The sequence below is a fragment of the Dactylosporangium sucinum genome (assembly GCF_014647515.1).
GTDB classification, from domain to species: Bacteria; Actinomycetota; Actinomycetes; order Mycobacteriales; family Micromonosporaceae; genus Dactylosporangium; species Dactylosporangium sucinum.
In genome coordinates this window covers 72,706-99,536 of record NZ_BMPI01000044.1, presented here as the reverse complement: position 1 = coordinate 99,536, position 26,831 = coordinate 72,706, and the positions used below count along the sequence as shown (strand labels likewise).

Annotated in this window: 26 protein-coding genes; 3 read left to right on the top strand and 23 right to left on the bottom strand. The window is 72.5% G+C overall.

The annotated features are described in order from the left end of the window. Positions 1-101: 101 nt before the first annotated feature. The 14 genes from IEZ31_RS36325 to IEZ31_RS36260 all read right to left on the bottom strand — a co-directional run bounded on the left by IEZ31_RS36325 (position 102) and on the right by IEZ31_RS36260 (position 12,368). Positions 102-872 carry a flagellar motor protein gene (locus IEZ31_RS36325; RefSeq protein ID WP_190254606.1) on the bottom strand — a complete coding sequence of 257 codons (771 nt, stop codon included), beginning with the start codon at positions 870-872 and terminating at the stop codon, positions 102-104. A gap of 6 nt (positions 873-878) precedes the next feature. Then, positions 879-1,163 (bottom strand): flagellar FlbD family protein, encoded by a 285-nt coding sequence (locus IEZ31_RS36320; protein WP_190254605.1) that lies wholly within the window; start codon positions 1,161-1,163, stop codon positions 879-881. Positions 1,164-1,178: 15 nt separating this feature from the next. Next, entirely contained in the window at positions 1,179-2,402 is a 1,224-nt protein-coding gene (locus IEZ31_RS36315; RefSeq protein ID WP_190254604.1) for a flagellar hook protein FlgE, read from the bottom strand. Positions 2,403-2,418: 16 nt separating this feature from the next. Next, the gene (locus tag IEZ31_RS36310; protein ID WP_229836170.1) at positions 2,419-2,838 is read right to left on the bottom strand and encodes a flagellar hook capping FlgD N-terminal domain-containing protein; all 420 of its coding nucleotides are present in this window, start codon (positions 2,836-2,838) and stop codon (positions 2,419-2,421) included. Between the two features lie 58 nt (positions 2,839-2,896). After that, positions 2,897-5,008: a flagellar hook-length control protein FliK gene (locus tag IEZ31_RS57095; protein ID WP_229836168.1), complete on the bottom strand. Its 2,112-nt coding sequence runs from the start codon at positions 5,006-5,008 to the stop codon at positions 2,897-2,899. A gap of 461 nt (positions 5,009-5,469) precedes the next feature. Next, positions 5,470-6,147, bottom strand: coding sequence for a lytic transglycosylase domain-containing protein (locus IEZ31_RS36300; RefSeq protein ID WP_190254602.1), 678 nt, complete (start codon positions 6,145-6,147; stop codon positions 5,470-5,472). Then, positions 6,144-6,575: a flagellar FliJ family protein gene (locus IEZ31_RS36295; protein ID WP_190254601.1), complete on the bottom strand. Its 432-nt coding sequence runs from the start codon at positions 6,573-6,575 to the stop codon at positions 6,144-6,146. The genes IEZ31_RS36300 and IEZ31_RS36295 overlap by 4 nt, the downstream gene beginning before the upstream one ends. Next, the gene (locus tag IEZ31_RS36290) at positions 6,575-7,879 is read right to left on the bottom strand and encodes a FliI/YscN family ATPase (protein ID WP_190254614.1); all 1,305 of its coding nucleotides are present in this window, start codon (positions 7,877-7,879) and stop codon (positions 6,575-6,577) included. Before IEZ31_RS36290 ends, IEZ31_RS36295 begins: the two co-directional genes overlap by 1 nt. Positions 7,880-7,881: 2 nt before the next feature. Further along, a complete protein-coding gene (locus IEZ31_RS36285) occupies positions 7,882-8,682 on the bottom strand; it encodes a FliH/SctL family protein (RefSeq protein ID WP_190254600.1) in 801 nt (266 codons plus the stop codon). Next, positions 8,666-9,676, bottom strand: coding sequence for a flagellar motor switch protein FliG (gene fliG, locus IEZ31_RS36280; protein ID WP_190254599.1), 1,011 nt, complete (start codon positions 9,674-9,676; stop codon positions 8,666-8,668). The genes IEZ31_RS36285 and fliG overlap by 17 nt, the downstream gene beginning before the upstream one ends. A gap of 7 nt (positions 9,677-9,683) precedes the next feature. Then, the gene (gene fliF, locus IEZ31_RS36275) at positions 9,684-11,303 is read right to left on the bottom strand and encodes a flagellar basal-body MS-ring/collar protein FliF (RefSeq protein ID WP_190254598.1); all 1,620 of its coding nucleotides are present in this window, start codon (positions 11,301-11,303) and stop codon (positions 9,684-9,686) included. Beyond that, positions 11,303-11,614, bottom strand: a complete 312-nt coding sequence (fliE, locus tag IEZ31_RS36270) for a flagellar hook-basal body complex protein FliE (protein ID WP_229836167.1) — start codon at positions 11,612-11,614, stop codon at positions 11,303-11,305. Before fliE ends, fliF begins: the two co-directional genes overlap by 1 nt. Positions 11,615-11,619: 5 nt before the next feature. Then, positions 11,620-12,024 (bottom strand): flagellar basal body rod protein FlgC, encoded by a 405-nt coding sequence (locus IEZ31_RS36265; RefSeq protein ID WP_190254597.1) that lies wholly within the window; start codon positions 12,022-12,024, stop codon positions 11,620-11,622. Positions 12,025-12,026: 2 nt separating this feature from the next. Beyond that, the gene (locus IEZ31_RS36260; RefSeq protein ID WP_190254596.1) at positions 12,027-12,368 is read right to left on the bottom strand and encodes a flagellar basal body rod protein FlgB; all 342 of its coding nucleotides are present in this window, start codon (positions 12,366-12,368) and stop codon (positions 12,027-12,029) included. A 199-nt stretch (positions 12,369-12,567) separates the two neighbouring features. Between IEZ31_RS36260 and IEZ31_RS36255 the strand changes: the two genes are divergently transcribed. Further along, positions 12,568-14,772 carry an MMPL family transporter gene (locus IEZ31_RS36255; RefSeq protein WP_190254595.1) on the top strand — a complete coding sequence of 735 codons (2,205 nt, stop codon included), beginning with the start codon at positions 12,568-12,570 and terminating at the stop codon, positions 14,770-14,772. Between the two features lie 472 nt (positions 14,773-15,244). Here the strand turns inward: IEZ31_RS36255 and IEZ31_RS36250 are convergent, their stop codons facing one another. Next, the gene (locus tag IEZ31_RS36250) at positions 15,245-15,499 is read right to left on the bottom strand and encodes a DUF3303 domain-containing protein (protein ID WP_229836171.1); all 255 of its coding nucleotides are present in this window, start codon (positions 15,497-15,499) and stop codon (positions 15,245-15,247) included. 103 nt (positions 15,500-15,602) lie between these two features. Here IEZ31_RS36250 and IEZ31_RS36245 point away from each other — a divergent pair, with 103 nt between their 5' ends. Together IEZ31_RS36245 and IEZ31_RS36240 are read left to right on the top strand one after the other, a co-directional pair. Next, positions 15,603-17,474 carry a glycosyltransferase gene (locus IEZ31_RS36245; RefSeq protein WP_190254593.1) on the top strand — a complete coding sequence of 624 codons (1,872 nt, stop codon included), beginning with the start codon at positions 15,603-15,605 and terminating at the stop codon, positions 17,472-17,474. Continuing rightward, complete coding sequence (locus tag IEZ31_RS36240; RefSeq protein WP_190254592.1) at positions 17,471-18,496, top strand: glycosyltransferase family 32 protein; 1,026 nt, start codon at positions 17,471-17,473, stop codon at positions 18,494-18,496. Before IEZ31_RS36245 ends, IEZ31_RS36240 begins: the two co-directional genes overlap by 4 nt. 101 nt (positions 18,497-18,597) lie before the next feature. On the opposite strand, the gene IEZ31_RS36235 is transcribed toward IEZ31_RS36240, so the two are convergent. From IEZ31_RS36235 to IEZ31_RS36200, 8 genes are all read right to left on the bottom strand, one after another. Next, positions 18,598-19,302 carry a class I SAM-dependent methyltransferase gene (locus tag IEZ31_RS36235; protein ID WP_190254591.1) on the bottom strand — a complete coding sequence of 235 codons (705 nt, stop codon included), beginning with the start codon at positions 19,300-19,302 and terminating at the stop codon, positions 18,598-18,600. A 22-nt stretch (positions 19,303-19,324) separates the two neighbouring features. Beyond that, a complete protein-coding gene (locus IEZ31_RS36230; protein ID WP_190254590.1) occupies positions 19,325-21,517 on the bottom strand; it encodes a glycosyltransferase in 2,193 nt (730 codons plus the stop codon). Between the two features lie 77 nt (positions 21,518-21,594). Further along, entirely contained in the window at positions 21,595-21,924 is a 330-nt protein-coding gene (locus tag IEZ31_RS36225) for a hypothetical protein (protein WP_190254589.1), read from the bottom strand. Beyond that, positions 21,921-22,307, bottom strand: a complete 387-nt coding sequence (fliS, locus tag IEZ31_RS36220) for a flagellar export chaperone FliS (protein WP_190254588.1) — start codon at positions 22,305-22,307, stop codon at positions 21,921-21,923. The genes IEZ31_RS36225 and fliS overlap by 4 nt, the downstream gene beginning before the upstream one ends. Before the next feature lie 32 nt (positions 22,308-22,339). Beyond that, a complete protein-coding gene (gene fliD / locus IEZ31_RS36215; RefSeq protein ID WP_190254587.1) occupies positions 22,340-23,695 on the bottom strand; it encodes a flagellar filament capping protein FliD in 1,356 nt (451 codons plus the stop codon). 74 nt (positions 23,696-23,769) lie between these two features. Continuing rightward, positions 23,770-24,627: a flagellin N-terminal helical domain-containing protein gene (locus IEZ31_RS36210; RefSeq protein ID WP_190254586.1), complete on the bottom strand. Its 858-nt coding sequence runs from the start codon at positions 24,625-24,627 to the stop codon at positions 23,770-23,772. A 200-nt stretch (positions 24,628-24,827) separates the two neighbouring features. Continuing rightward, positions 24,828-25,715 carry a flagellin N-terminal helical domain-containing protein gene (locus IEZ31_RS36205; RefSeq protein WP_308429464.1) on the bottom strand — a complete coding sequence of 296 codons (888 nt, stop codon included), beginning with the start codon at positions 25,713-25,715 and terminating at the stop codon, positions 24,828-24,830. A 104-nt stretch (positions 25,716-25,819) separates the two neighbouring features. Beyond that, positions 25,820-26,680, bottom strand: a complete 861-nt coding sequence (locus tag IEZ31_RS36200) for a flagellin N-terminal helical domain-containing protein (protein WP_190254585.1) — start codon at positions 26,678-26,680, stop codon at positions 25,820-25,822. Positions 26,681-26,831: the final 151 nt, after the last annotated feature.

Sequence of the window (26,831 nt, the reverse complement as noted above, 5' to 3'; positions counted from 1 at the left end):
CTCACCACGGCCTCCCCTGCAGGTCTGTAACGCTGACGGAGAGACCATCGACCCAACCGGACGACACGTAAGTTGCGTCAGGTTGCGGGCCGGTTGGTTGTTCAGGCGGCCTCTTTCTGCTTCGACGAGCCGGGCGGGAGGAGGCTGCGCAGCTTCTGCGCGACCAGGCGCGGGTTGGCGCCGGCCTGGATGTTGATGATCCCGGCGATGACCAGCTCCATCTGGCTGATCTCGATCTCCGAGATCCGCTTGAGCTTGGCGCCCATGGGCAGCCACAGGACGTTGGCCGAGAGCACGCCCCACAGGGTGGCCACGAACGCGCCGGCGATGAGGTGGCCGAGCTTCTCCGGCTGGCTGAGGTTCTCCAGCACGTGGATGAGGCCGAGCACGGTGCCGATGATGCCGATCGTCGGCGCGTAGCCGCCCATCGCGGTGAAGATCGCCGCGGCCTGCTTGTCGGCCTTCTTCTTGGCGTCGACCTCGGCCTCGAGGATCGCGGCGAGCTCCTCGGAGTCGGTGCCGTCGATCGCCAGTTGCAGACCCTTCTTCAGGAAGGGGTCCTGCACCTCCTTCATCGCGTCCTCGAGCGCGAGCAGGCCCTCCCGGCGGGCCTTCTCGGCGAGCTTCACGATGTCGTCGACGAGCGCGTCGGCGGTCGCCGCCTTGCTCAGCAGCACCCGCTTGAGCGAGTCGACGAGCCCGATCGTGTCCTTGAGCATGCCGCCGGCCATGGCCGCGCCGAGCGTGCCGACGAACACCAGGATGAGCGGCGGGAGCAGGAAGATGCTGCCCGGGCTGCCGCCCTCCAGGATCATGGCGACGAAGATCGCCACGAAGGCGAGCACGATCCCAGCAAGGGTTGCCGGATCCATACGGCCTCAGCGCTCCCGACGATGCAGACGGACGACGTTGGTCTCCCGGACCCGCTCGGCGGCCGCCTCCGCCCGCTCCTCCGGCGTCTGGCCGGTCAGGTGCTGTGCCTCGGCGACCACCGACGCCCGGTACTGCCGGATGAGCGCGACCAGCTCGGGCAGCGACTCGGCGACCAGGTACTTGGTGCCGTCCACCAGCGTGATCACCGTGTCGGGCGTGCAGTCGGCCCGCTCGACCAGGTCTGGGTTGAGCGCGAACACCGGGCCGTTCAGGCGGGTGAGCAGGATCAAGGAACCCTCCTAGGGTTACCGCTTCAGGTTGACCAGCTCCTGCAGGACCTCGTCCGACGTGCTGATCACCTTGGAGTTCGCCTGGAAGCCGCGCTGCGCGACGATGAGGTTGGTGAACTCCTGCGCGAGGTCGACGTTCGACATCTCGATGGCGCCGCTCTGCAGGGTGCCCAGCCCGCCGGTGCCGGCGACGCCGACCTGCGCGAGCCCGGAGTTGACCGTGAACCGGTAGAGCGAGTCGCCGACCTTCTCCAGGCCGGGCGGGTTGTTGAAGTTCGCCAGGGCGAGCTGGGCGACCGTCTGCTTGTTGCCGTTGGAGAACACGCCGACGAGCTGGCCGTCGGGGTTGATGGTGAACGACTGCAGGGTCGCGGCCGGCGCACCGTTCTGACTCAGCACGTTGACCGTGGTGCTTCCGGTGTACTCCGTGAGGCCGGCCAGGTCCACCGTGACGCCGACGCCGTCGCCGTCCGGGTCGTAGAGCATGCCGATCTTCGTGTTGCCGTCGGCGTCGACGTAGGTCGGGCCGTTGACCTGCCCGTTCGGCGCGAACGTCAGCGGCGTCGCGGCCGACGGGTTCGTCCCGTCGGTGATCGTGGCCGTCCAGCCGGCCGCCGTCAGCTCGAACGTCGTCGTCAGCGTGACCACGTTGCCCTGCACGTCGTACGTCTTGATCGACCGCGGGATCGAGGTGTTCACCGCGGCGTCGGCCGGCAGGTTGCCCGCGATCACCATCGTGTCGGTCGCCTTCGGGGCGATCAGCGTGCCCATCGGCAGCCGGATGTCGCCCACCGGCAGGTTGGTGTTGACCACGCCGTTGACCGCCGGCCAGCCCTGCACCGCGGCGCCGGTCGGGGTGACCAGCTTGCCCTCGGCGTCGAAGTTGAACGCGCCGGCCCGCGTGAACAGCTGCTCGTTGACCGAGTTCACCACGAAGAAGCCGTCGCCGGAGATCATCACGTCGGTCGCCCGGCCGGTCGTCTGGGCCGATCCCTGGATGAAGTTCGTGTTGATGGCGCCCAGCCGCACGCCGAGGCCGACCTGGGCCGGGTTCGTGCCGCCCTGGCCCTGCTGCGGCGCGCCGGCGGCGCGCATCAGCTGGCTCAGCGTGTCGTGGAAGACGACCTGCGACGACTTGAAGCCGACGGTGTTGACGTTCGCGATGTTGTTGCTGGTGACGTCCATCATCTGCTGGTGCGCGCGCAGACCGCTGATGCCGGAGAAGAGTGAGCGAAGCATAGGGGTGGGGCTCCTTTCAGGACGCCGGTGCGGCCTGGGTCTGACGAATCTCCGTGATCGCCGAGAGCGGCACGTCCGCCTCGCCGACCCGCAGGGTGGTGGTGCTGCCCGCGAACTTCGCCGCCGAGACGACGCCCGTGTGCTCCTTGTCGTCGGCACCGGTGTACGTCACGGTCCGCCCGACGAGGTTGCTCGCGCCGAGCTGCAGCTGGGCGCTGAGCAGCTCCTTCTCGACCTCGGCGAGGTCGGTGAGCTTCTCCACGGTGGTGAACTGCGCGGTCTGGGCCAGGAACTCGGTGTTCGCCATCGGCGCCGTCGGGTCCTGGTACTTCAGCTGCGCGACGAGCAGCTTGAGGAACGCGTCCTTGCCCAGCTCGCCGCCGGGCTTGGTGGGCTCGTCCTGGTCCTTCTTGGCCGGCGCGTTCGTCTTCGGCACGTAGTCGCTGACGTTGCCGCTGACCGGGGTCGGGGTGGTGATGGCGGTACTCCTTCGCTCACACGCGCAGATCCAGCGCGCCGCCGGCGTCGTCGGCCACGCGCCGCGTCCCCTCGTCGGGGGTTTCGCGGCGGCGTTCGGGCGCCCGCTGTTGAGATCGACCCTCGGGCTGCCAACCTGAGAAATGTTGCGGTTGGTTGCCCTGCGGGGACGATTGCTGGTGCAGGTCGAGGTCGCATCCGCCGAACCCGGCCTGCTGCAGGTCCTGCCGCAGGTCGGGCAGCGCGGCCTGGAGCGCGGCCCGCCCGGCGTCACTGCCGGCCTGCAACTGCACGGCGACGGCCCCGCCGCGCACCTCGGCCACGATGCTGACCGCGCCGAGCTCGCCGGGCTCGAGGTGGATGGTCATCCGGTGCACGCCGTCGGCCCCCTTCCGCAGCGGCGTGAGCACCATCCCGATCTGCGCGGCGACCGACGCCGCGCCGCTGCCCGGCTGCTGGGCCGCCGCGGCGGGCGCGGCCAGCGCCGTGGACGCGGTGGCGGCGACGGCCCGCCCGGCATCGGCGAGCGCGGCGAACGGCACGCTCGATGCGCCTCCGTCGCCGCCGGCGTCGCCTTGGCCGCGTGGGTCCGAGCTGCCGTTCGGGTCGGCGTCGTGGCCACCGCCGGCGCTGTGCCCGGCATGCACGGCGAACCCGTGCACCAGATCGGTCGCGACGGTACCGCCGGTGTCGTGAACGCGGTGGTGAGCGCCTGACGCGTCGGTCCTGACGACCGCCGGGCTGCCGGCGGCGCCCGACTCACGCACGAGGCCGTCCGGCAGGACTGCCCGGTCGTCCTGGCGATCGGGCCGACCCGCCGATTCGATCCGGCCGTGGGAGTGGCCGTCGGCCTGCCCGCTGGTTTGGCCGCTGGTTTGGCCGATCGTCTGGCCGGTGGTTTCAGCGGTGGTCGTGCCGCCTGGCGGGAGATCGACGGTCCCGGCCGGCAATGCATCCGGCTGTCCGGGCGCCACTCCGGCCGCTGCCGGCTCGACCGCCGGTCCTGCCGCGACTTCTGCCGTTCGTCCGGCGAAGTTCCGGTCCGAGGTTCCGGTCGGGTCTCCGGCCAACTGCCCTGCTATCTGTCCGGACGACTGTCCATCCGCCGGGGCGGCGGCCTGTCCCGCCTGCCCTGGTCCGGCCGGCGGTCCCGCCGACGTCCCGCTCAGCGCTCCAGAAGGCGATCCGGACGGCAATGCGCCCAGCCATCCGATCGGCGATCCAGGCGTGGCACTCGGACCACCGGACGGCGATCGGTTCTGCGGTCCGGACGGCACGGCCCAGTGCTCCGGAGCGCGTACGGATGGCTGTCCGGCTGCCATCGGACCCTGGGTCGCATCCGGGTGGCCGGCCGGGGCCGGGAGTTCACCGGCGAGGAGGGCGGCGATCTGGCCGGCCAGGTCGGTGCCGGGTCTGGCCGACGACGCAGCCCCGCCGGCGGGGGAAGCGGCCGGCTCGCTGCCGGGTACGCCGCTACCGGAGGCGCCGCCGCCAGGTGCGGTGACGGCAGACCCGCCATTGCCGGGTGTGATACTGCCGGGTGCGGCGCTGCCGGGGGCGGGGTGGGCATCGCCCGGGAGGATCGGGCCGCTGCCTTGGGCGCCGCCGGGGCCGTTCTGGCCGGGAGGCCCTTCGAGGAGGCCCTCGCCGCCGAGCGTGTCCGGGTCATGCGGGTTCACGGTCCGGCCGACCGGGATCGTGCTCTGACCGACCAGCATCGCGCCCTGGCCGAACGGGTTCGTGGTCGGGCCGACCACGATCGCGCCCTGGCCGGTCACGGCACCCCGATCGGCCGCCGTGCCCTGACCCGCCACGGGACCCTGGCCGACCACGGGATCCTGGCCGGCCACGGGACCCTGGCCGGCAGCCGGGGTCTGGCCGGCCGGAACAGCGCCTTGACCGGGGAGTGCGGAGTCGACCGCCGATCGGTTTTGGCCGGTTGGTATCGAAGGCTCGCCGGTCGCAACCGATCCTTGGCCGGTCGGGCTGGCATCCGCCCCGGCCCTCGACGAGTCCCGGGTGGTCGAGGCGGAGTCCCGGATGCCGGTGGAGCGGCTTTCCGGCCGATCTCCGGCGGGTTCGCCGGTGACGGCCGGCGGGGCCGCACGGTCCGTGGCGGGACGGTCCATGGCGGGACGGTCGGTGGCGGGACGGTCGGTGGCGGGACGGTCCGTGGCGGGCGGGTCCTCGCGGACCGGCCTCGCCGGCCGGTCCGCGGCCGAGGCAGAGGACCAGCGGTCGGCGGCTCGCTGGGCGGCCACCACGGTGTCGCGTGACGGCGCCGATTCGGCCCTTGCCCGCCACTCGGCGGTCACCGACGGGTGGAGGGCCGGGCGGTACGACTGGTCGGGGAACGTCCGGAGCGCCTCGTGCTCGGCGTCGCGGTCCGCGGCTCGGCGGGCGCGGTCGCGGTCGCGGGTCTCGGCCAGCCGGCGCGCGTCGGCCCGGTGCTGCGCTCCCGACAGGCGTTCGGCCTCAGCGCGGGCGTCCGACAGCGCCGCGGCGAAGGCCGGGTCGGGGGGCGCCAGGAGGTCGAGGACCGAGCGGTCGGTGCGGGACGGGCGCGGTGTCGCCGGCAGCGGTGCGGTCATCAGGCGAATCCCCTCGCCGCGAGCTGGGCCATCGCGGCCTTCACCTTGGGTACGTAGGCCTGGGTCTCCTCGAACGGCGGGATGCCGCCGTAGCGGCTCACCGCGCCGCCGCCCGCGTTGTACGCGGCCAGGGCCAGGTCCAGTGAGCCGAAGCGGCGCAGGTGGCCGGACAGCAGGCGGGCGGCGCCGTCCACGGCCTGGGCCGGGTCCAGGGCGTCCACGCCCAGGCCGCGTGCGGTGCCGGGCATGAGCTGCATGAGGCCCTGGGCGCCGGCCCGGCTCACCGCCGCCGGGTTGTAGCCGGACTCCACCTTCGCCACCGCCGCGAGCAGCGTCGGGGAGACGCCGTGGCGGGTGGCCGCCTGCTGGAAGAGCGACGCGTACGGCACGCCCGACGACAGGGAAGCCGGGCGCAAGACGGAGGATGCCACCCGCGTCGCCTCCGCGGAAGCCGCGTGAACCGGGGACACCGCGGGCACCGCGGACACCGCGGAAGTTGGGGACGCCCCGGACGCCGCCGACGTGAGCGACGTAGCCGAAGCGGCCTCGTCGCTCGGCAGCGACGACCGGAGGACCGCATCGAACGCGTCCGAAGGTGGTGCGGTCGTGGCCGGGCCGGACCGGCCCAGCAGGCCGCGGATCTCGGCGATGCGCGCCTGTGCCTGCAGTACCGTCATGATCCCTCGTTCCGGAACGCGGCGGATGTGGTCAGGTCGTCCGCCGCCTTGGCCTCGGCGGCGTCGCGCGTGCGCTTGCGGGTGGCGTCGTGGCGCTCCTGCAGCTTCTCGATGGTCCGGCGCTGCACGGCCGCGGCGGTGAGCTCGGCCATCCGCTCCTCCACCGACTCGTCGGCGAGGCGGCGCACCCCGATGGCCGCGGCCAGTTCGCCCGCGATCGCCTGCCGGGCGGTCAGCGTGGCCGCGAACGCCGCCGACGTCGACCGCAGCGGCACCGACCGGCCGTCCAGGTCGCGCTCGCGGGCGCGGACCGCCTCCACGGCGGCCGAGGCGTCGGCCCGGGCGCGGACCACCGCCGTCTTCGCCGCGTCCTCCTGCGCCTTGCGGGCCCGCAGCACCGCGGCGAGCCGGAATCCCTGCTTGGCCATCAGCCACCTGCCAGTACCGCGCTGAGCATCGTCCACGCCCGCGGCGCGGGCGTGACGTCGTCCATGTCCTGCCGGAGGAAGTCGTTGATCGGCGTCCACAGCCGGCGGGCGCGATCGGCGTCGGGGTTGGTGCCGGCGACGTACGCCCCGATCTCGATCAGCTCACGGACGTCGCGGTGGGCGGCCAGCATCCGCCGCAGCGCGGTCGCGTCGCCCCGCTGCTCGCGGGTGGTGACGGCGTTGGCCACCCGGGACACCGACTCCAGCACGTCGATGCTGGGGAAGTGCCCGGAGGTGGCCAGCCGGCGGTCGAGCGTGATGTGACCGTCCAGGATCGAACGGGCCGCGTCCGCGATCGGTTCGTTGTGGTCGTCGCCCTCGACGAGCACCGTGTACAGGCCGGTGATGCTGCCGACCGGCGCCGGGCCGGCCCGCTCCAGCAGGCGGGGGAGCAGCGCGAAGACGCTCGGCGGGTAGCCGCGCGTGGCGGGCGGTTCGCCGGCCGACAGGCCGACCTCGCGCTGGGCCATCGCGGTGCGGGTGAGGCTGTCCATGAGGAGCAGGACGTCGGCGCCGCCGTCGCGGAAGTACTCGGCGATCCGGGTGGCCACGAACCCGGCCCGCAGCCGCACCAGCGGTGGCTGGTCCGAGGTGGCGATGACCACGACCGAGCGGGCCAGCCCCTCGGGACCGAGGTCGTTCTCGATGAACTCGCGGACCTCGCGCCCGCGTTCGCCGACGAGTCCGATGACGGAGATTTCGGCGTCGGTACCCCTGGTGATCATCGACATCAGCGAGCTCTTCCCGACCCCGCTGCCGGCGAAGATGCCGACCCGCTGCCCCCGGCCGCACGGCACGAGCGTGTCCAGGGCGCGCACCCCGAGCGACAGCGGCTGCTGCACCCGCCCCCGGGCGAGCGCGCCGGGCGCATCGTTCTCGACGCCGACCCGGTCGAGCCCGAAGAGCGCCGGCCCGCCGTCCATCGGCCGCCCGAGCCCGTCGAGCACCCGGCCGCGCAGCGCCTCGCCGACCGCGATGGTGAGCGGACCGCCCGTGCCGCGCACCGGGCTGTCCGCCCCGATCCCGGTGAGCGGGCCGAGCGGCAGGCAGGCCAGCCGGTCGCCGTCGATCGACACGACCTCGGCCGGCACCCGCTCGGGACCGATCTCGACCAGGTCGCCGACGCTGCCCTCGACCCCGGCGACGGTGACGGACAGCCCGACGACCGAGCTGACCCGCCCGGTGACCCGGGGAGCCGCCGCCGCCCGCGCGGCGGCCAGCCGCTGCTGCAGGGCCATTGTCATCGTCACTGTCCGAGCACCTCCCGCACGCGCTCCAGGGCCGGCCCGAGCCGCGCGTCGACGGTGGTGGCGTCGCAGACCGCGAGCGCGTCACCGGGCCGCAGGTTCGCGTCCTCCACGACGGAGACCGCGCGGCCGTCCAGGACCAGGTCCGTCTGTCCGATCGTCCGCCGGTCGTCCGGGTTGAGGCGGACCGTCACCGGACTTCCGGACGGGGCGAGCGCGAGCGCCCGGGCCAGCGCCTCCCGGCCCGGCTCGGCGGCGGTGCGCAGCTCGCGGCCCAGCACCGCCTCGGCGAGCGCGAACGCGGTCGCCACGATCTGGTCCTCCACGTCCTGCGCGGCCGGGACCATCCGCCGTTCGAGCTCGGCCGCGGCGGCGCCGACCGCCTGCAGGGCCTGCTCGACCCGCCGCCGGTGCATGCCGGCCATCGCCTCCATCTCGGCGGCCACCCGGTCGGCCTCCTCGTCGGCGCTGGCCTGCGCCTCGCGCATACCCTGGGCCCAGCCGCTGGCGTAGCCGACGGCCTCGGCCTCGGCCCGCACCTGGGCGACCAGCTCGGCCGGCAGCTCCTCGTGCTCGCGCAGGTCGACGTCGAACCGGGCGGACGGGGCGGCGCCGGCCCGCTCGTCGCGCAGCACGCTCTCGCCGTACCGGACCGTCGCCGGCCGCTCCGGCGGCGGGAACGCCCGGGTCGACGGGGTGGTCGGCCGCGGGGGCGGCGGCGGGAACGCCGGCCGCGGGACGCTCGGCCGCTTCGGGGGCGGCGGCGGGAACGCCGGCTCGTAGTCAGCCGACGAACTCATCGTCATCGCCTCGCCGGATCACGATCTGGCCGGACTCCTCCAGCGTGCGGATCGCCTGCACGATCTTGGCCTGCGACTCCTCGACCGTGCGCAGCCGCACCGGGCCGAGCATCTCGATCTCGTCGGCGAGGTTCTCGGACGCGCGCTCCGAGAGGTTCTTCATGACCTTCTGGCGCACCTCCTCGCGCACGCCCTTGAGCGCGGTCGCGAGGTCGTTCGTCTCGACCTGGCGCAGCACCAGCTGGATCGAACGGTCGTCGAGGGACACGATGTCCTCGAACATGAACATTTTCGATCGGATCTCCTCGGCGAGCTCGGGGTTGCGGCCCGCGAGGCCCTCCAGGATCAGCCGCTCGGTGGCCCGGTCGGTGCGGTTGATGATCTCGACCAGCGGCTCCAGGCCGCCGACGTTCGACAGGTCGTTCGGCTGCAGTACCGACGACATCTTGCGTTCCAGGGTCGCCTCCACCTGCCGGATGATGTCGGGTGAGGTGCGGTCCATGACCGCGATCCGGTGGGCCACGTCCGCCTGCAGCTCCGGCGCCAGGCCGGACAGGATCTGCGAGGCCTGGGTCGCCGTCATGTGGGCGAGCACCAGCGCGATCGTCTGTGGGTGCTCGTCCTGCAGGAAGGACAGCAGCTGCCGCGGGTCGGCCTGGGACAGGAACCCGAACGGCACGTCCATGAAGACGGTGTTCAGCCGCCCGACGATCTCGCCGGCCCGCTCCCGGCCGAGGGAGGCCTCCAGCAGGTCCCGCGCGAAGTCCATGCCGCCCTGGCCGACGTAGCGGTGCCCGGTCGCCAGGTCGTGGAACTCCTCGAGCACCACGTCGGCGATGTCGGCCTCGACCTGGCCGAGGCGCACGATCTCCGCGGTCAGCTCCTCGACCTCGGCCTCGCGCAGGTGCGCCATGATCTTCGCGGCGTCGTCCTTGCCCATCTGCACCAGCAGGATGGCGGCCTTGCGCAGGCCGGTCATCTCGCCCGTGGTCATCGGTCACTCACCCGCGGCGGTCCGCGAGCCAGCCGCGCAGCAGCTGCGCCACCTCGTCGGGCTGCTTCTCGACCATCGTCGTGAGGTCCCGGAACTTGCCGTCGCGGTCGAACTCGTCGCCGGGCGCGCCGCCGCCCTCCAGCGCCGGGGCGCCGCCGCTGCCGCCGCCGCCCTCCAGGGCCAGCTTGGCGCGGGCCGCCTCGATGGCCGCCTGCATCTCCTCCAGCGCCGCGTTCTGCTCCTCGGTGAGCTTCTGCCGCTCGCGCTTGCGGCGCTTGCGCTGGGCGAGCGCCGCGATGATCAGCAGGATCAGGAGCGCGAGGACGATCGATCCCATCTGGATGTACTGCTGCTGCACCTGCGCCTGCTGGCCCTTGGCGGCCTCGGCGGCGGCGCTCGCCTCGGCCTGCGCCGCGGACGTGTCGAACGCCATCGAGCTGACCGCGATCTGGTCGCCCCGGGTCGCGTCGAGCCCGACCGCCGACGACACCAGCTGCTGCAGCTGCGCCTCGTCGATCCTGGCCTTCGAGCTGTCCACGATGACCGCCACGGCGAGCTTCTTCACCGCGCCGGGCGCCGTTTTGCGGGTCTCGGTGACCATGCCGACCGCGTTGTTGCGGGTCTCGGTCGTCTGCTGGTACTGCCCGTCGCCGCCGGCGCCGGTGCCGTTCGGCACCTGGATGTTGTCCGGGCCGAGGACGCCGCCGACCGGCACGCCGTTGCCGCCGGTGTACTGCTCCGACTGCTTCGACTCCGACAGCGGCGGCACGGCCGGGTCGGCGACGTAGCGCTGCGTCTTCGTCTCGGTGTTGTCGAAGTCGAGGTCGGCGGTGACGTTTACGACCGAGTGACCCGGCCCGACGACCGTGTCGAGCATCGTCTGCAGCGCCTTGTTGAGCCGCTGCTCGTAGGCGCCGGTCTGGGCGCCCGTGCTCTCCGGGCCCGACCCGCCGCCGTCGTCGTCGCCGGTGGACAGCACCTTGCCGTTGGCCCCGACGACGGTCACCGCGCTCGGCGCCATGCCCTCCACGCTGGAGGACACCAGGTGCACGATCGAGGTGACCTTGTCGCCGGAGAGCGGCTTGTTGCCGGTGTTCACCAGCACCGACGCGGTCGGCGGCTGCTGCTCGTCGGTGAAGACGTCCTTCTGCGGGATCGCCAGGTGTACCGTCGCGGAGTTCACGCCGTCGATCGACTGGATCGTCTTGCCCAGCTCGCCTTCCAGGGCCCGGCGGTAGGTCACCTGCTGCATGAACTCGCTGGTCATGATGCCCTGGTTGTCGAGCAGCGCGTAGCCGGCCTCACCCTGGGCGGGCAGCCCGGCTCCGCTCATCGAGATGCGCAGTGCGTAGACCTGATCGTTCGGGACCAGAATCGTGCTGCCGCCGTCCGTGAGCGAGTAGGTCACGCCCTCGGCGTTGAGCCGGTCGACGATCGCGCTCGCGTCGGCGGCCTGCAGGTTGGAGAACAGCGGCGCCATCGTCGGCCGGCCGGCCCACGTCGCGAAGAAGTACCCGCCGATGGCCAGCGCCACGACGGCGAAGATGGTGACCGCCTTCTGTCCGGGGGTGAACGACTTCCAGCCGTCGACGCCCCGGCGGCCGAGCGCGGTGAACCGCTCACGCATCAGGCCTGCATCCTCATGATCTCGTTGAAGGCCTCAAGGGCGCGGTTGCGCACCGAGACGGCCAGGCTGGTCGCGAGGCCGGCCTGGGTCGCGGCGATCATGTAGTCGTGCACGTCGGTCAGCCGGCCGGTCGCCGCCTCGACGGCGAGGTTGTCGGCCGTGTCCTGGGCCGACTGGAGGCGCTGCAGCCCCTGGGCGACCATGGCACCGAAGTCGGTGCCGCCGCCCGTCGGCACGGCCTTCTCGTCCGTCGTCCCCAGCGGCGACGTTGCCTGGACGGCGCCGATCGGCGCGATCGCGTCGATGGACACGTGGATCAGCCCTTCCCGATCTGGATCGCCGCCTGGTACGCGTCCTTGGCCCGGTCGACGACGGTCAGGTTCGCCTGGTAGGCGCGCTGCGCCATGATCATCTGGGTCATCTGCGAGCCCAGGTCCACGTCGGGGTACCGCACGTAGCCCTCCCGGTCGGCGAGCGGGTTGTCCGGCTCGTACACCAGCCGGCCCTTCGGGTCGCCGAGCGCGGTGCCGGCCACGACGACGCCGCCCTCGCCGGTGCCGTAGCTCGCCGCCCGCGCCTGCACGTAGCGGGCCCGGAACGCCTCGCCGCTCGTCGGCGCCACGTTGTTGATGTTCGCGACGTTGTCGGCGATCGCGTCCAGCCATTTGCGATACACGGTCACGCCGGTGCCGGCGATGCCGATCGCGCTGAAAATGGTCATGTTCAGCCCCTGATCACACTGCGCAGCAGTCCGAACTTGTCATCCGTCGCGCGGAGCATCGTCTGGTACCGCAGCCCGGTGTCCACGTTCGAGAGCACCTCGTGGTCGAGGTTCACGTTGTTGCCGTCCTCGCGGGTCGGCTCCAGCGAGCGGGCGACCGAGATCGGCGCCGACCCCGGATCGCCGGCCGCCACGGCCGTTCGTAACGCGTCCTCGAACGACACCCGTCCCGCGAGGAACCCCGGCGTCTCGATGTTGGCGATGTTGTCGGCGATCACCCGCTGCCGCTTGGCCAGGCCGTCGAGGGCGGCGTGCAGGGTGACGGAGGTGACGTCTTCGAACACGTCCGCCTCATCGGCCCGGCCGGCGACATGTTGAGGCACTTCGGTTCGCCGGTCGGTTGCCGCTGGGTTGCAGCTCGGTTGGCACTCGGCGGGTCGCGCATCCGGCACGACCCTGAGGCGGCCCGGGGTCGGCTTCTCCGGGTGCGGGCGGGGTGCAGCCCGGATGTTCGCGGCGCCCCCGATCCATAGCGTCATTGCCGTGAACAAGAGACCGCTTACTGTTCGGGTCGCACGGTGGAGTGCCGAGCATCCTTGGCGCGCAATCGCACTCTGGGTCGTGTTCGTCGCCGTCTGCTTCGTCGGCGGGAACATGGCGGGGACCGTCGAGGCCAGCAACTCCGACGCGGCCATCGGCGAGTCCGGCCGGGCCGACGTCATCGTCGCCGACGGCCACTTCGACAACCCGGCGACGGAGAGCGTGCTGATCACCGCTGCGTCCGGGGCGCTGGACAAGGCGCTCGCGGAGCGGGCCGCCGCCGACGTCACCGCGGCGATGAAGGCGCTGCCCGAGGTCGCCGACGTGAGCCCGCCGCTGCCGTCCCACGACAACAGCGCCCTGCTCGTGCGGGTCACCATGAAGGGTGACCCGGACACCGCGCAGGAGCGCATCGGCCCGCTGCACGCCGCGACCGACGCCGTGCAGAGCCGCCACCCCGACCTGCGCATCGAGGAGACCGGCGGCCCCTCCATCAGCCAGGCCATGGACGACACGCTCGGCCAGGACTTCAAGCGCGCCGAGATCCTGAGCCTGCCGGTCACCTTCGCGATCCTCATCGTCGCGTTCGGCGCGCTCATCGCCGCCGGCGTGCCCGTGCTGCTCGCGCTGTCGTCGGTCGCCGCCGCCCTCGGCCTCTCGACGCTCGCCTCGCACCTGGTGCCGTCGACCGACACCACCGCCAGCGTCATCCTGCTCATCGGTATGGCCGTCGGCGTCGACTACTCGCTGTTCTACCTGCGCCGCGAGCGCGAGGAGCGGGCCAAGGGCCGGGCCCACCTCGACGCCGTCGAGATCGCCGCGGAGACCTCCGGGCACGCCGTGGTCGTCTCCGGCATCGCCGTGACGATCGCGATGGCCGGGCTGTTCCTCGCCGGTGACGTCGTCTTCTCCTCGCTCGCCGTCGGCTCGATCCTGGTCGTCCTGGTCGCCGTCCTCGGTTCGCTGACCGTGCTCCCGGCGCTGCTGGCCAAGCTCGGCCGCTGGATCGACCGGCCGCGCGTGCCGCTGCTGTGGCGCCTCACCCGGCCGCGCGCCGCCGGTGCCCCGTCGCGGGTGTGGTCGTTCATCCTGCGCCCGGCGATCCGCCGGCCGGCGATCACGCTGGCGGTGTCGGTGCTGGCCCTGCTCGCCCTGGCCGCCCCGGCGATCAGCATGCGGCTGTCGTTCCCCGGCATGGAGGACCTGCCGCGCACGACCCCGGCCATGCAGGCCTACGACCGGCTGGTCAAGGCCTACCCGAGCAACGGCACCGTGCACACCGTCGCGGTCCGGGTGCCCGACGGCCAGCGCGCCGCGGTCGAGCAGCAGCTCACCCTGCTGGCCACGAAGGCGGCGTCCGACCCGCTGTTCGCGCCGCTCGACGAGGCGCCGGACATCACCTTCAGCGCCGACGGCAAGGTCGCCGTGCTCGACGTCGCCACCCCGTTCGCCGGCCGCTCCGACCAGGCGAAGGAGTCGCTGACCCGGCTGCGCACCCAGCTCGTGCCGCAGACGATCGGCCAGGTGCCGGGCGCCTCGGTCGCGGTGGGCGGCTTCGTCGGCGCCGACGTCGACTACGCCGACCACGTCAAGACCAAGCTGCCGGTCGTCATGGGCTTCGTCCTGGTGCTCACCTTCCTGGTGATGGCGTTCACCTTCCGCTCGGTGGTCGTCGCCCTGACCTCCATTGCGCTGAACATGCTGTCGGCCGCGGCCTCCTACGGCCTGGTGGTGCTGATCTTCCAGGGCACCTGGGCCGAGGGCATCCTGGGCTTCACCTCGATGGACGCCGTGGTCTCCTGGCTGCCGCTGTTCCTCTTCGTGGTGCTGTTCGGCCTGTCGATGGACTACCACGTGTTCGTCGTCAGCCGCATCCGCGAGGCCGTCGCCCAGGGCATGCCGACCCGCGAGGCCGTGGCCCACGGCATCACCGGCTCCGCGGGCGTCGTGACCAGCGCCGCGATCGTGATGGTCGGCGTGTTCTCCATCTTCGCCACGCTGAGCACGATCGACATGAAGCAGCTGGGCGTGGGCCTGGCCGCCGCGATCCTGCTGGACGCGACGATCATCCGCGCGGTGGTCCTGCCGTCCCTGATGACCCTGCTGGGCAACGCCAACTGGTGGGCGCCGCGCTTCATGCGCCCCCGCCGCCCGGCCGCGCACCGCGCCGAGGTCATCGAGGGCGAACTGATCTCCGCCGGCCGCTAGCACTCCACGCACCGCAGTCGCCGCCCGGGCCCCGCGCCCGGGCGGCACCGCCGTGTTGCTCGGTAGACGTTGGTCGATCTACCCGCATCTTGATCTCGGCGGGCGAGGGTAGATCGACCAACGTCTCGGCGGCGGCGGGCTGGCGGCCGGCGGGCAGGCGGCGGGCGAGCCAGCGGCGGGCGAGCCAGCGGCGGGCTAGTGGCTGGCGGCAGGCGGGCGGCTGGCTGGCGGCGGGCGGCAGGCTGGCGGCCCGTGTGATGGAGCACGCGGGATCGGTCGAGGTCGGGCGCGTCCATGATCGTGGGAAGCTTCCGGCTGTCCCAGCGACCAGATGGTTCCCACGATCATGGCTCGGCCGCGCAGCCCGCCCAGCGGTCGGCGTGCCGGCCGAACCCGAGCGCGTAGCCCGTGATCGGCGTCTCGGACAGCGAACCGGGACCGCGGGCGGCGAAGGCCGGGTCGGCGGTGCGCCTCAGGGGACCACCGCGGACGCCTGGGCCGAGGTGAGGACCGGGATCACCTCGAAGTCCACCAGGTCCGACCACGACGCGATCCACGCCGACAGCAGCGACAGGTCGTCGCACTCCATCACCTGGAAGCAGCGGGCCAGGTTGGCCTCGACCCAGCTGTCGACGTAGCGGAGGCCCTCCGGGAGGAGGCGGCCGGCCGAGCGGGCGCGGGCGTAGACCGGGCGCGGATCGCCCTCGTGGAAGCGTTCTATCACCATGAACAGCACGGCCGGACCCTAACGGCGGTTTCCTCAACGATGCGAGTCGGGTGCCGATGGGTCCAACGTGCGCACTCACTCGCGGCGGCCGTGCGTGGCCGTCATGCTGCCGTCCCGGGACGCCGTCGCGTACCGCCGATGTGCCGAGCTCGCCCGGCGGGTCGCCGCGCGCGGGTGGGACGTGGTCACCGTCGAGCCCGTCGTCGCGGAGCGGCCGGCCCTGCGGGAGACCGGGCTGGAGCAGGGCGTGCGGCAGTTCGCGCTCGACGTCGCCGGCGCCCGGCCCTTCCTCGGCGACTCGCCGTCGGAGGCGCTGCTGGCCGAGCTGTTCGTCGAGTGGCCGGTCGACACCGTCCACGTGCACCTGGCGGGGGACCTGGCCGACGCCGCCCTGCTGGAGAAGGTGTGGCTGCTCGGCATCCCCCTGGTGGCGAGCGTCCATGCCGGATGGCAGCCCCCGCGCGGCGAGCCGGCCCAGGCCTTCCTGGCCGACCAGTTCACCCGGTGCGACCTGGTGTGCGTCGCCGACCACCGCGGACTGCAGGCCGACTGGCTCGACCCGGCCAGCCCGGTGCTCGACCACTCCAGCCCGCGCTCCGGCAAGGGATGGGCCGACGTGTACCGCGAGCTCGCCGGCGACCTCGACCCGCCGGAGACCGACCTGACGATGAGCGTCATCGTCACCACGTACCAGCGGCCCGGACCGCTGCACGAGTGCCTCGCCGCGCTCTGCCGCCAGACACTGCCGGGCGAGCGGTTCCACGTCGTGGTCGTCGACGACGGCTCGGCGGAGACGGCGGAGCCGATCGTCGTGCCGTTCCTCGACCGGCTCGACCTCACGTTCATCCGGCTCGACCGGAACGTCGGCCTCGGCGAGGCGCGCAACGTCGGGGTGGAGGCGAGCCGCGGCGACATCCTGTTCTTCCTGGACGACGACGACGAACCGGCGCCGAGATGCCTGGCCGAGCACCTGCGCACGTACGTCGAGCACGGACACGAGGTCGACGCGGTGCTCGGCTGGACCGGCCCGACCGCCGACCGGGTCACCAGCGTCGAGGCCTGGCTGGCGTTCCGCGGCCAGGTCTACATGAGCCACGAGGGCCTGCGGCACCTGAGCATCGGCGACTGGTACCAGTTCTGGGGCGGCCGCTCGACGATCCGCCGCGCGGTGCTCGGCGACGCCCGCTTCGAGGTGTCGTTCGCCGAGGACGCCGACCTCGCGTACCGGCTCGCCACCGGGCCGCACGGCCTGCGCGTCGTGCACAACCGGCACGCGGTGCAGCGGGTGCGGATCGGGCTCGACGCGCTGTCGCTCATGCGGCGCGCCGGACGGGTCGGCCAGGCCCGCGCCCACCTGGCCGAACGGCACCCGTCGCTGCGCACGCATCCGGCGTTCCGGGGTACCACCTATGAGGCGACGGCCCGCAAACTCGGCCGGCGGGCGGACGCCCGGCTCAGGCTGCTCACCGCCGACTGGCCGGTCGTCGTCGAGGAGCTGCGCCGCCGGCCCGATCCGCACGGCAAGGGGACGCTGCTCGACCGGCTGCACTCGGACCTGGTGACGGTCAGCTCGATCGAGGCGAGCCTCGGCTGGCTGCTGGTCGCCCGGCGGGCCGCCGCCCGCGCCGAGGGACGACCGCTGCGGATCGGCGTCAGCGCGTTGTCGCCGCTGCTGGGCGAGGTGGCGCAGGAGCTGGCCGAGGCGCCGCAGGGTTCGGCGGTACTGGTGGTCGGCGTGCCGCCCGGCCGGACGTTCACCGGCGACGTCACCGGCGGCCCCGGCACCCTCGACGTCGAGGTGCTCGCCTGCGACGACGCCGACGACCTGTGGCGGGCCTGCGACGTGGTCGCCTCGTTCACGCCGGTCGACGGCCACGACCCGGCCCGGCACGCGCTGCCGCTGCCCCGCGGCACGGTCGTCGACTCGCTGCGCCGCCTGCTGCACACCCGCGACCTGGTGGGGAGCTTTCGATGACGATCGCGACCGATCGGCTGCTGATGCCGCGCGTCTTCCATCGAGTGTGGTTCGGCGGTCCGATGCCCGAGCGGGAACAGGCGTTCGGCGCGACCTGGCAGCGCCACCACCCCGGCTGGGAGATGCGCCTCTGGCGGGAGGACGACCTGCCGCCGCTGGTCAACCAGGCCGCGTTCGACGCCGCCGGCTCGTGGGCGCAGAAGGCCGACATCTTCCGGTACGAGCTGCTCCTCGCCCACGGCGGCATCTACGTCGACACCGACTTCGAGTGTTTCCGCAGCATCGAGCCGCTGCTCGCCGGGGTGGACGCCTGCACCGCGCGCGAGGACGGCTTCCGGGCCAGCATCGGGCTGCTCGGCTGCGTGCCCGGCCATCCGTTCTTCGCGGCGGTCGTCGCGGCCCTCGCCGACTCGATCGCCTGGCGGCCCGACCGGCCGCCGAACGAGCAGACCGGACCGGAACTGCTCACCCGCACGCTCGTCGAGCAGGACGCGCTCGGGCACCCGGTGCCGGCCGTGTTCGGTCCCGAGCTGTTCTACCCGTACCACTGGACCGAGCCGCACCGCGCCGGCCAGACCTTCCCGGACGCCTACGCCGCCCACCACTGGGCCAAGTCGTGGCAGCTGCCCGCCACACCGGCGTCCCCCGCGGAGGTCGTCCCGGTGCGCCGGACCGCCGCCCGCCTGGTGGTCACCGTCGACCCGGACCTGGTCGAGTCCGCCGCCGTCGTCCTGTCGGGCGCGCTGGAGGTGGCGGCGACGGTACCGCAGGCCGAGCTCGCCATCGTCGTCAAGGGCGCGCCGGAGGCGACCCCGGCGGTCGGCAACGCGATCGCCGGCGTGCTCCAGCAGCTGGCCGGCGGCCGCGACCTGCCCGACGTCGTCGTGTACGGCGAGCCCGAGGGCGCCGCGCTGCCCGCCCTCGCGCGGGTCGAGCTGAGCGACTCCCCGGCGGAGAACGCCCGCGCGCTGCTGGCGCTGGCCGCCGCCGGCTGGCCGCGAGCAGGCCGGCCCCGGCAGTGACGTGCTGTCGCCGGCGCCGCGGCTGATCCGGGTCGCCGGCACCACGGCGCCGGCCGACGCCGCGGCGCCACCGGAGACCGGCACCCCCGCGGCGCCACGGCTCAGGCCGGCAGCGCCGGCAGCGCCGGCAGCGCCGACGTGGGCCAGAGGCCCAGCGCCTTGTCGGCGAACACGCCGCCGTTCTCGGTGCAGCCCTCGACGATGACCTGCTCGGGCGGCGGCAGGTTGAACGGCGGCGCGCACAGGTTCAGCGGGCGCCAGTCGCCGGTGACGATGTCGTGGTTGTCGGTGCGCTGCACGAACGTGGTCGCCAGCAGGTAGCGCAGCCGTGAGCGGGCGACGTTCGCCAGCGCCTCGAAGATCTGCCGGTACGACAGGTGGACCAGGCAGTCCCGGCACAGCATCAGGTCGGCGTCCGGCAGCGGCCCGGAGACGACGTCGCCGGCCACGAACCGGCGCAGCGGCGAGCCGAACCGGGCCTGGTTCGCCTCGATCATCTGCGGTACCACGTCGAGCCCGACGTACCGGATGCCGCCCAGGTCGAGGTGCTGCATCCAGGTGAAGTCGCCGCAGGGCGCGTCCAGGAACGTCGTCACGCCGAGCCGGTGGAACAGCTCGGGCAGCGCGACGCGCAGCACGCGGGTCTGGGCCAGCTCCGAGCCGCCGCCGGAGGCCGACTCGGCGCTGCCCCACACGTTGCGCTCGTAGATGAACTGGAAGATGTCGTCGTCCGGGTCGCGATGGGTCAGCGCGTCCCGGTTCCACCGGAAACCCTCCGGTGCCGGGCCGCTCTCCGGTGTGTCCAATGTGGAGCTCCTCTCGTGCGGGTCAGGCGTCGGCGAGCTCGATGTTCGCCGACACCTGCGGGGCCAGGATCCGCATCTCGTCCAGCACCGCCGCCGAGCCGGCGTCCGGGACCGCGGCCAGTGCCTCGTGCAGCAGCGGCAGCGCGGCCTCGTCGTGGAACATCTCCAGGGCGATCGCCGCCGCCAGCGTGCGCTCGCGCGGGGTGCGGCGCCCGTCGGCGGACAGCGTGAGCAGGGTGCACCGGGCCGGGAACCCGTGCCGGCGCAGGCGCGCCGACCACTCCATGGCCCGGATGAGGGGGACCTGGCGGCCGACGCGAGCGGCGAGCGCGAGGATGCCCGGCTCCCCGGGGTACCGCCGCCACAACGCCTCCAGCAGCTCGTCCGCCGCCTCCGGGGGCGCCTCCGCGACGGTGAACAGCAGGCCGCGCAGGCCCTCCCGGGGCAGCAGCTCGGCCACCTCGGCCAGGCTGCCGCCGGCCGCGCCCAGCACCTGGGCCATCCGCGCCACCGGGATCGGCACCTGCCCGGCCCGCAGGGCGGACCGCAGTTCGCGCGCCGCCTCCCGGTGGCGGTCCAGGCGGGTCAGGGCGTCGACGTGGATGCCGGCGAAGCGGCCCTTGCCCACGCCGTACAGCAGGTCGTTCGCGCCCGACTCGGGCAGCTCGCCGATGAGCTCCAGGGCGCGCTCGTAGTCGCCCTCGGCGAAGCGCAGCTTGACCTCGTGCTCGGCGACGGTGAACGGCGTGTTCGCGATCCCGCGCAGCTCCTCGATGGTCTCGCCGGCCTCGGCGAGCCGGCCGACCGCCAGGTACGCGTCGGCGAGGATCTTCAGGAACAGCACGTGGTGCGTGTGCTCCGTGGCCTCGGCGAGTCCGCGCCGGGCGGTCTCGATGCACTCCTCGATGTGCCCCGAGCCGAGCTGCGAGCGGGCCAGGTTGCCCACCGCGGTCAGGCCGCTGACGTCCTCGGCGGCCAGCCTGGCCAGCCGGAGGTTCCGCTGGGCCTTGTTCTTCGCCAGGGCGCGGAGGCGGGTGTACCCCGAGTGGTCGAGCACGAGCTCGGGCAGCAGCGAGCCGCCCAGCGCCCGGCCGGTGACCCGGTCGACGACCTGCTCGTGGAGGCGGCCGTAGATGCGCCCGCGGGCCCGCCGGAACATGCGCGGGTAGTAGATGGTGCTCGATCCGGCGCCGCCCTCGTGCCCCTCGCGGTTGTCGATGGTGGCGAAGCAGGCGCTGCCCTCGGTCCGGCGCAGCGCGTCGCGCACGGCCGCCGCGTCGCCGGTGAACACCTCGTCGGCGTCGACCCACAGCACCCAGCGGCCGCGGCAGTGCTCCAGGCAGCGGTTGCGCGCGTCGCCGAAGTGGTCGCTCCAGAAGCCCTCGACCACCCGGGCTCCGTGCCGGCGGGCGATCTCGACGGTACCGTCGGATGAGCCCGTGTCGTAGACGACGATCTCGTCCACGAGGTCGCGGACCGCATCGAGGGACCGGGCGAGGACGTCCTCCTCGTCCTTGACGATGAGGCTCGCCGTCAGCAGCGGCGCGGTGTCGTCGTCCCGGGAGTCTCGGGACTCCCAGGACCGCAGGCCGCACAGCGGCGAGCCGACGTGCGCGACGAGCGCGGCGTGCGCCACGACCAGCCGGCCCTGCGCGGCGAGGCCCTCGTAGGGCAGGTCGGCGGTCGGCCCGCCGGCGATGGCCAGCGCGTCGCGGCGGACCGCCACGCAGACCGGGCCGAGCCGGTCGACGTCGGTGAACTCGTCGCGGTGCTCCTGGCGCCAGTCCCGCGCGAACGCCTTGAACGCGGCCGCGCTCGTCAGCGCCGCGTCGGGTAGGTCCGCCTGCTGCGGGCCGTAGCTGTGCTGGCAGCGCGGCCCGGCGGCGACGACCGCGGGGTCGCCGAACGCCTCGAGGACGGGGTCGAGCCAGTGCGCGGACAGCACGACGTCGCCGTCGAGCAGCACCACGATCGGGTGCCGGGTCGCCTCCAGGCCCATCGCCCAGCGCTCGCCCGGGTCGCCGGGGCCGTCGTCGAGGACCCGCAGCCAGGACTGGCCGCGCAGCTCCGCGCGCAGCTCGGGACGGCCGGCGGGGAGGACGCAGACGACCTCGTCGCGCATGCCCAGCGACGGGCGCAGCGACTCGAGGCAGGCGTGGAAGTCGTCGGGGCTGCCCCCGGCGGCGACGACGACGGACACCGGGATGTGGCTCATGCTGCCCGTATCGGCACGTTCAGGCGCTTTCCGAGGGCTTTCCGGGTGCGATCGGCCGGCGCCGCGACCCCGGCCGGCTAGGTCCGGTTGTCGAGGTACACCGGGACACTCTGGTCCGCCTCGCGGTGCAGCCGGGCGACCAGCCGCGCCTGCTGGCGGTTGCCGGCGATCGCGATCGACAGCTCGCGGGACAGGTCGAGCTGGCGCTGCACGAGCCGGCGGGCGCGCTCCTCCAGCGCGGCCGGCAGCGGCCCGATGCCCGGGGGCGGGGTGAAGCCCGGCGCCTCGGCCGGCAGCCGCTCCGGCATGTCGCGGTGGCGGAGCATCCGCTCCACCTCGTCCGCCTCCAGCTCCATCGCGTCGAGCGCCGCGCTCCAGGCGGCGTCCCAGTCGCCGCCGGTGGTCACGGCCCGGTTCCGGTCACCTGGGCCGCGGCCTCGCGCCAGGCGTCGCGCAGCTGCTCGGCGAAGCTCTGGACCGACTCGACCCGCCCCCGGTCCCCGGTGACGTTGGCCTGCACCAGTTCGTTGATCATGAAGCTGTACAGCGCGGCCAGGCCGGGCCCGCCGCTCCACGCCGACGTGTCGAGCGTCGCGCGCAGCTCCAGGAGGATGTCCTGCGCGTGGTGCATGCGCGTGGCCGCCGTCGACCGGTCGGCCGCCTCCAGCGCCTGGCCGGCGATCATCAGGTCGAGCACGAGCCGGTCGTACAGCATGACGAGCAGCCGACCGGGGGAGGCGGTCGACACGCTGTCGGTGACGTACCGGTTGCGCAGCGCTTGTGTGGTCATTCAGTCTCCAAGGGCCGAGGGGGACTAAGGCCTTAGCCCAGCGAGGAAAGCTGCCCGGCGAGCCAGCTCGACTGGTTCTTGAGCTTGCCGAGCGCGGTCTCCATCGCGGTGAACTGCTTCTGCAGGGTCGCCTGGCGGGCCTCCAGGCGGACGTCCCAGTCGCTGATGCGGTCGTTGAGCTCGGTGATCGCGTCGTTGCCGCTGGTGATGAAGCGGGCCAGGGTGCCCGTGTTGACCTGCGTCGCCTTGTCCGCGACCGCGACCAGCTTGTCGGCGAAGCCGTCCTTGACGCCGTCGCCGTCGATGTCGGTGGTGCCGTTGAAGTACGACTGCGTCTTCTCCGGATCCGCCTGCAGCGCGGCCAGGAACGTCGTCTTGTTGAAGGACAGCTTCCCGTCGCGGGTCAGCTCGACGCCGATGTCCTTGAGGCTGCCCAGGTTGCCGGCGCCGCCCGACACCGTGCCGAGCACGGACGTGGCGAGCGACTGCATCGACGAGTTGCCGGCGAGGGGGCCGCCGGCCACGGCGCCGCTCTTGGCGCGGGTCTGGGTGGCGATCTCCGCCAGCGTCGCGTTGGCGGCGTCGACCATCGCCTGCACCTTGCCCGCGATGCCCTCGGTGTCGCTGGCGACCGTCACCGTCACCGGCGCGTCGGTGGGGGACTGCGCCTTCGTCGCCGTGATGGTGAGCCCGTCGAGCAGGCCCTTGAACGTGTTGGTCTCCGACGTCACCGTGAACGGGTTCGTCGTGCCGACGCTGAGCTCGGCGTTGCTGCCCTGGGTCGCGATCGACCCGGTGCCGATGCCGTCGAGCCCGCTGACCGTGAACTCCGACGAGGCGCCGGTGCCGGCGGAGGTGAGCTGGATCGTGTACCTGCCCGGCTCGACCTGCACGGCGGTGGCCTTCACGCCGAGGCCGGCGGTCTTGTTGACGGCGTCGACGACGCCCTTGAGCGACGTGTCGGTGACGGGCACCGACTTGAGCTCCCCGTTGATCGTGAAGTCGATCGACGGGCTGGACGTCACGATGTCGGTCGTCGCGCCGACCCGCCCGTCGTAGACGAGCGAGTGGGCCGAGGCGAGCTTCTGCACCGAGAAGGTCAGCGAGCCGGCCTGCGAGCTGCTGGTCGTCGTCGCCACCGCCGCGTCGGAGCTGGACGTCGCCGTCGCGCCCTTCCAGGCGGCCGGGTCGTTCAGCGCCTTGGCCGCCGTCAGCAGCGCGGACATCTTGGTGTTGATGCTCTGGTACGAGCCGACGACCTTCTGCTGCGTGGTCACCTTGTTCTTCAGCGCCGTCTGTGGCGCGGCCTCGACCTGCATCAGCTGGCTGATGACGGTCGAGGTGCTCATCCCCGAGATGAGGCCGTCGACGCTGCCGCCGGTGACCATGCGGTACCTCCTCCTTCAGGCTGTCAGGCGGGAACGGGGAGGAAACGACGCTCCCTCCCCGTCCGGTGGCTCGGTCAGCGCAGCAGTGACAGCACGTTCTGCGGGGCCTGGTTGGCCTGCGCGAGCATGCTGGTGCCCGCCTGGGTCAGGATCTGCGAGCGGGTGAAGGACACCATCTCCTGGGCCATGTCGGTGTCCCGGATGCGCGACTCCGACGCGGACAGGTTCTCGACGGCGACGTTGAGGTTGTTGATGGTGTGCTCGAAGCGGTTCTGGTACGCACCGAGCGTGGCCCGGGCGGTCGACACGCTCTTGATGGCGGTGTCGATCGCGGCGATGGCGGACGTGCCGGCCGTGGTGAGGTCCAGCGTGTTCACCGCCAGGCCGGCCGAGTCGAACCCGGTCACCGTCGCGCCGGAGCCGAAGGCCGCGGTGCCGAGGTCGACCGTGATCTGGTCGGCGGTGGCCGTGTTGGCACCCACCTGGAAGGTGCCCATGTAGGCCGAGTTGGTGTCGAGCAGCTTCTGCCCGCCGAAGGACGTGGTCGTCGCGATGCGGTCGAGCTCCGCGGTCAGCTGGGTGAACTCGGTCTGCGCCGCGGTGCGGGCGTCGGAGTCCTGCGAACCGGTGCTCGCCGCCTGGACGGACAGGTCACGCATGCGCTGGAGGATGGAGTGCGTCTCGGTGAGCGCGCCTTCAGCGGTCTGTACGACCGAGATGCCGTCCTGCGCGTTGCGGACGGCCACCTTGAGGCCGCCGATCTGGGACCGCAGCCCCTCGGAGATCGACAGGCCGGCCGCGTCGTCGGCGGCCCGGTTGATCCGGTAGCCCGACGACAGCTTCTCGAGCGACTTGCTCATCTGGCTGTCGGTGACCGACAGGTTCCGGTACGAGTTCTGCGCGGCGATGTTGTTGTTGATGCGAAGACCCACGGCGTTCCTCCTTGATATCGGGTCCGGCCGTCCGTGGCCAGTTGCTGTTCGCTGGTGTCATCGGCGGGATCCGGTCGCGGTTGAGGGTTTCCCGCTGCCCGGATCCGCACCTGCGGCGGGGCACGGCGCCCTGGCTGGGTGCCGTGCCCCGCGGATGTCCTCTCCCCGACCCGAGGTCAGGTCGTGCCTTTCAGAGAGCCCTAGCGCAGCAGCGAGAGGACGTTCTGCGGCGCCTGGTTCGCCTGGGCCAGCATGCTCGTGCCGGCCTGGGTCAGGATCTGCGAGCGGGTGAACGACACCATCTCCGAGGCCATGTCGGTGTCCCGGATCCGCGACTCCGACGCGGACAGGTTCTCAACGGCGACATTGAGGTTGTTGATGGTGTGCTCGAACCGGTTCTGGTACGCACCCAGGGTGGCCCGAGCGGTCGAAACACCCTTGATGGCGGTGTCGATCGCGGCGATGGCGGCCGTACCGGCCGTGGTGAGGTCCAGCGTGTTGACCCCGAGGCCGGAGGAGTCGAAACCGGTCACCGTGGAGCCGCTGCCGAAGGCGGCGGTCCCGAGGTCCACCGTGATCTGGTCCGCGCCGGCGGTGTTCGCGCCGACCTGGAACGTGCCCATGTAGGCACCGTTGCCCACGTCGAGCAGCTTCTGCCCGCCGAAGGCCGTGGTGGTGGCGATCCGATCGAGCTCGGAGTTGAGCTGAGCGAACTCGGTCTGCGCCGCCGCCCGTGCATCGGAGTCCTGCGAACCCGTGCTCGACGCCTGAACGGACAGGTCACGCATGCGCTGCAGGATGGAGTGCGTCTCGGTGAGCGCACCTTCAGCGGTCTGCACGACCGAGATGCCGTCCTGCGCGTTGCGCACCGCGACCTTCAGGCCGCCGATCTGGGAACGAAGACCCTCGCTGATGGAGAGGCCCGCGGCGTCGTCGGCCGCGCGGTTGATCCGGTAACCCGACGACAGCTTCTCCAGCGACTTGCCCATCTGGCTGTCCGTCACCGACAGGTTCCGGTAGGCGTTCTGGGCAGCGATGTTGTTGTTGATGCGAAGACCCACGACGAGTTCCTCCTTGAGTTGGGTCATTGGCCGGACCATCCGTGGTCCCGGTCGCTCCTCTCATCGGCCCGATCGCCGGCGACTGAAGGAAAACCGCTGGAAACTCACGGCAGCAGCGCCGCCGGGTGCGGTTAGCGCAGCAGTGACAGGACGTTCTGCGGCGCCTGGTTGGCCTGCGCGAGCATGCTGGTGCCGGCCTGGGTCAGGATCTGGGACCGGGTGAAGGACACCATCTCCTGGGCCATGTCGGTGTCGCGGATCCGGGACTCCGACGCGGACAGGTTCTCGATCGCGACGTTGAGGTTGTTGATGGTGTGCTCGAAGCGGTTCTGGTACGCACCGAGCGTGGCCCGGGCGGTCGACACCCCCTTGATGGCGGAGTCGATCGCGTCGATCGCCGCGGTGCCCGAGGTGGTGAGGTCCAGGCTCGCCAGGCCGAGGCCGGACGCGTCGAACCCGGAGACGGACGCGGGGCTGCCGAACGCCGAGGAGTCCAGCTTGACCGCGATCTGGTCGGCGCTGGCCGTGTTGGCACCCACCTGGAACGTGCCCGTGTAGGCGCCACCGCTGACGTCGAGCAGCTTCTGCCCGCCGAACTGGGTGGTGGTCGCGATCCGGTTCAGCTCGGAGGTGAGCTGGGTGAACTCGGTCTGCGCCGCGGCGCGGGCGTCGGAGTCCTGCGAACCGGTGGAGGAGGCCTGGACGGACAGGTCACGCATGCGCTGCAGGATGGAGTGCGTCTCGGTGAGCGCGCCTTCAGCGGTCTGCACGACCGAGATGCCGTCCTGCGCGTTGCGGACGGCGACCTTCAGGCCGCCGATCTGCGAGCGCAGCCCCTCGGAGATCGACAGGCCGGCCGCGTCGTCGGCGGCCCGGTTGATCCGGTACCCCGAGGAGAGCTTCTCCAGCGACTTGCTCATCTGGCTGTCGGTGACCGACAGGTTCCGGTAGGCGTTCTGAGCGGCGATGTTGTTGTTGATGCGAAGACCCATGACGATTCCTCCTTGATGACGGGCCGTGCTGCGCGAGCCGTCCCTGGCTCGCCCGCCCGGAGTCATCGGCGCCACGGCGCGCGGGCAAAGTACTTCGCCTCAGATACTTTCCGCACCCCATACGATCCCGGTTCGCACCCGCCCCCCTCCT

Bases quoted from the DNA above. Each gene is read 5' to 3' on its own strand.
- IEZ31_RS36325 (WP_190254606.1), bottom strand. From the start codon at position 872: ATGGATCCGGCAACCCTTGCTGGGATCGTGCTCGCCTTCGTGGCGATC.
- IEZ31_RS36315 (WP_190254604.1), bottom strand. From the start codon at position 2,402: ATGCTTCGCTCACTCTTCTCCGGCATCAGCGGTCTGCGCGCGCACCAG.
- IEZ31_RS57095 (WP_229836168.1), bottom strand. From the start codon at position 5,008: ATGGACCGTCCCGCCACGGACCGTGCGGCCCCGCCGGCCGTCACCGGC.
- IEZ31_RS36300 (WP_190254602.1), bottom strand. From the start codon at position 6,147: ATGACGGTACTGCAGGCACAGGCGCGCATCGCCGAGATCCGCGGCCTG.
- IEZ31_RS36295 (WP_190254601.1), bottom strand. From the start codon at position 6,575: ATGGCCAAGCAGGGATTCCGGCTCGCCGCGGTGCTGCGGGCCCGCAAG.
- IEZ31_RS36290 (WP_190254614.1), bottom strand. From the start codon at position 7,879: ATGACAATGGCCCTGCAGCAGCGGCTGGCCGCCGCGCGGGCGGCGGCG.
- IEZ31_RS36285 (WP_190254600.1), bottom strand. From the start codon at position 8,682: ATGAGTTCGTCGGCTGACTACGAGCCGGCGTTCCCGCCGCCGCCCCCG.
- fliG (WP_190254599.1), bottom strand. From the start codon at position 9,676: ATGACCACGGGCGAGATGACCGGCCTGCGCAAGGCCGCCATCCTGCTG.
- fliF (WP_190254598.1), bottom strand. From the start codon at position 11,303: ATGCGTGAGCGGTTCACCGCGCTCGGCCGCCGGGGCGTCGACGGCTGG.
- IEZ31_RS36265 (WP_190254597.1), bottom strand. From the start codon at position 12,024: ATGACCATTTTCAGCGCGATCGGCATCGCCGGCACCGGCGTGACCGTG.
- IEZ31_RS36250 (WP_229836171.1), bottom strand. From the start codon at position 15,499: ATGGTGATAGAACGCTTCCACGAGGGCGATCCGCGCCCGGTCTACGCC.
- IEZ31_RS36245 (WP_190254593.1), top strand. From the start codon at position 15,603: ATGCTGCCGTCCCGGGACGCCGTCGCGTACCGCCGATGTGCCGAGCTC.
- IEZ31_RS36240 (WP_190254592.1), top strand. From the start codon at position 17,471: ATGACGATCGCGACCGATCGGCTGCTGATGCCGCGCGTCTTCCATCGA.
- IEZ31_RS36230 (WP_190254590.1), bottom strand. From the start codon at position 21,517: ATGAGCCACATCCCGGTGTCCGTCGTCGTCGCCGCCGGGGGCAGCCCC.
- fliS (WP_190254588.1), bottom strand. From the start codon at position 22,307: ATGACCACACAAGCGCTGCGCAACCGGTACGTCACCGACAGCGTGTCG.
- fliD (WP_190254587.1), bottom strand. From the start codon at position 23,695: ATGGTCACCGGCGGCAGCGTCGACGGCCTCATCTCGGGGATGAGCACC.
- IEZ31_RS36205 (WP_308429464.1), bottom strand. From the start codon at position 25,715: ATGACCCAACTCAAGGAGGAACTCGTCGTGGGTCTTCGCATCAACAAC.
- IEZ31_RS36200 (WP_190254585.1), bottom strand. From the start codon at position 26,680: ATGGGTCTTCGCATCAACAACAACATCGCCGCTCAGAACGCCTACCGG.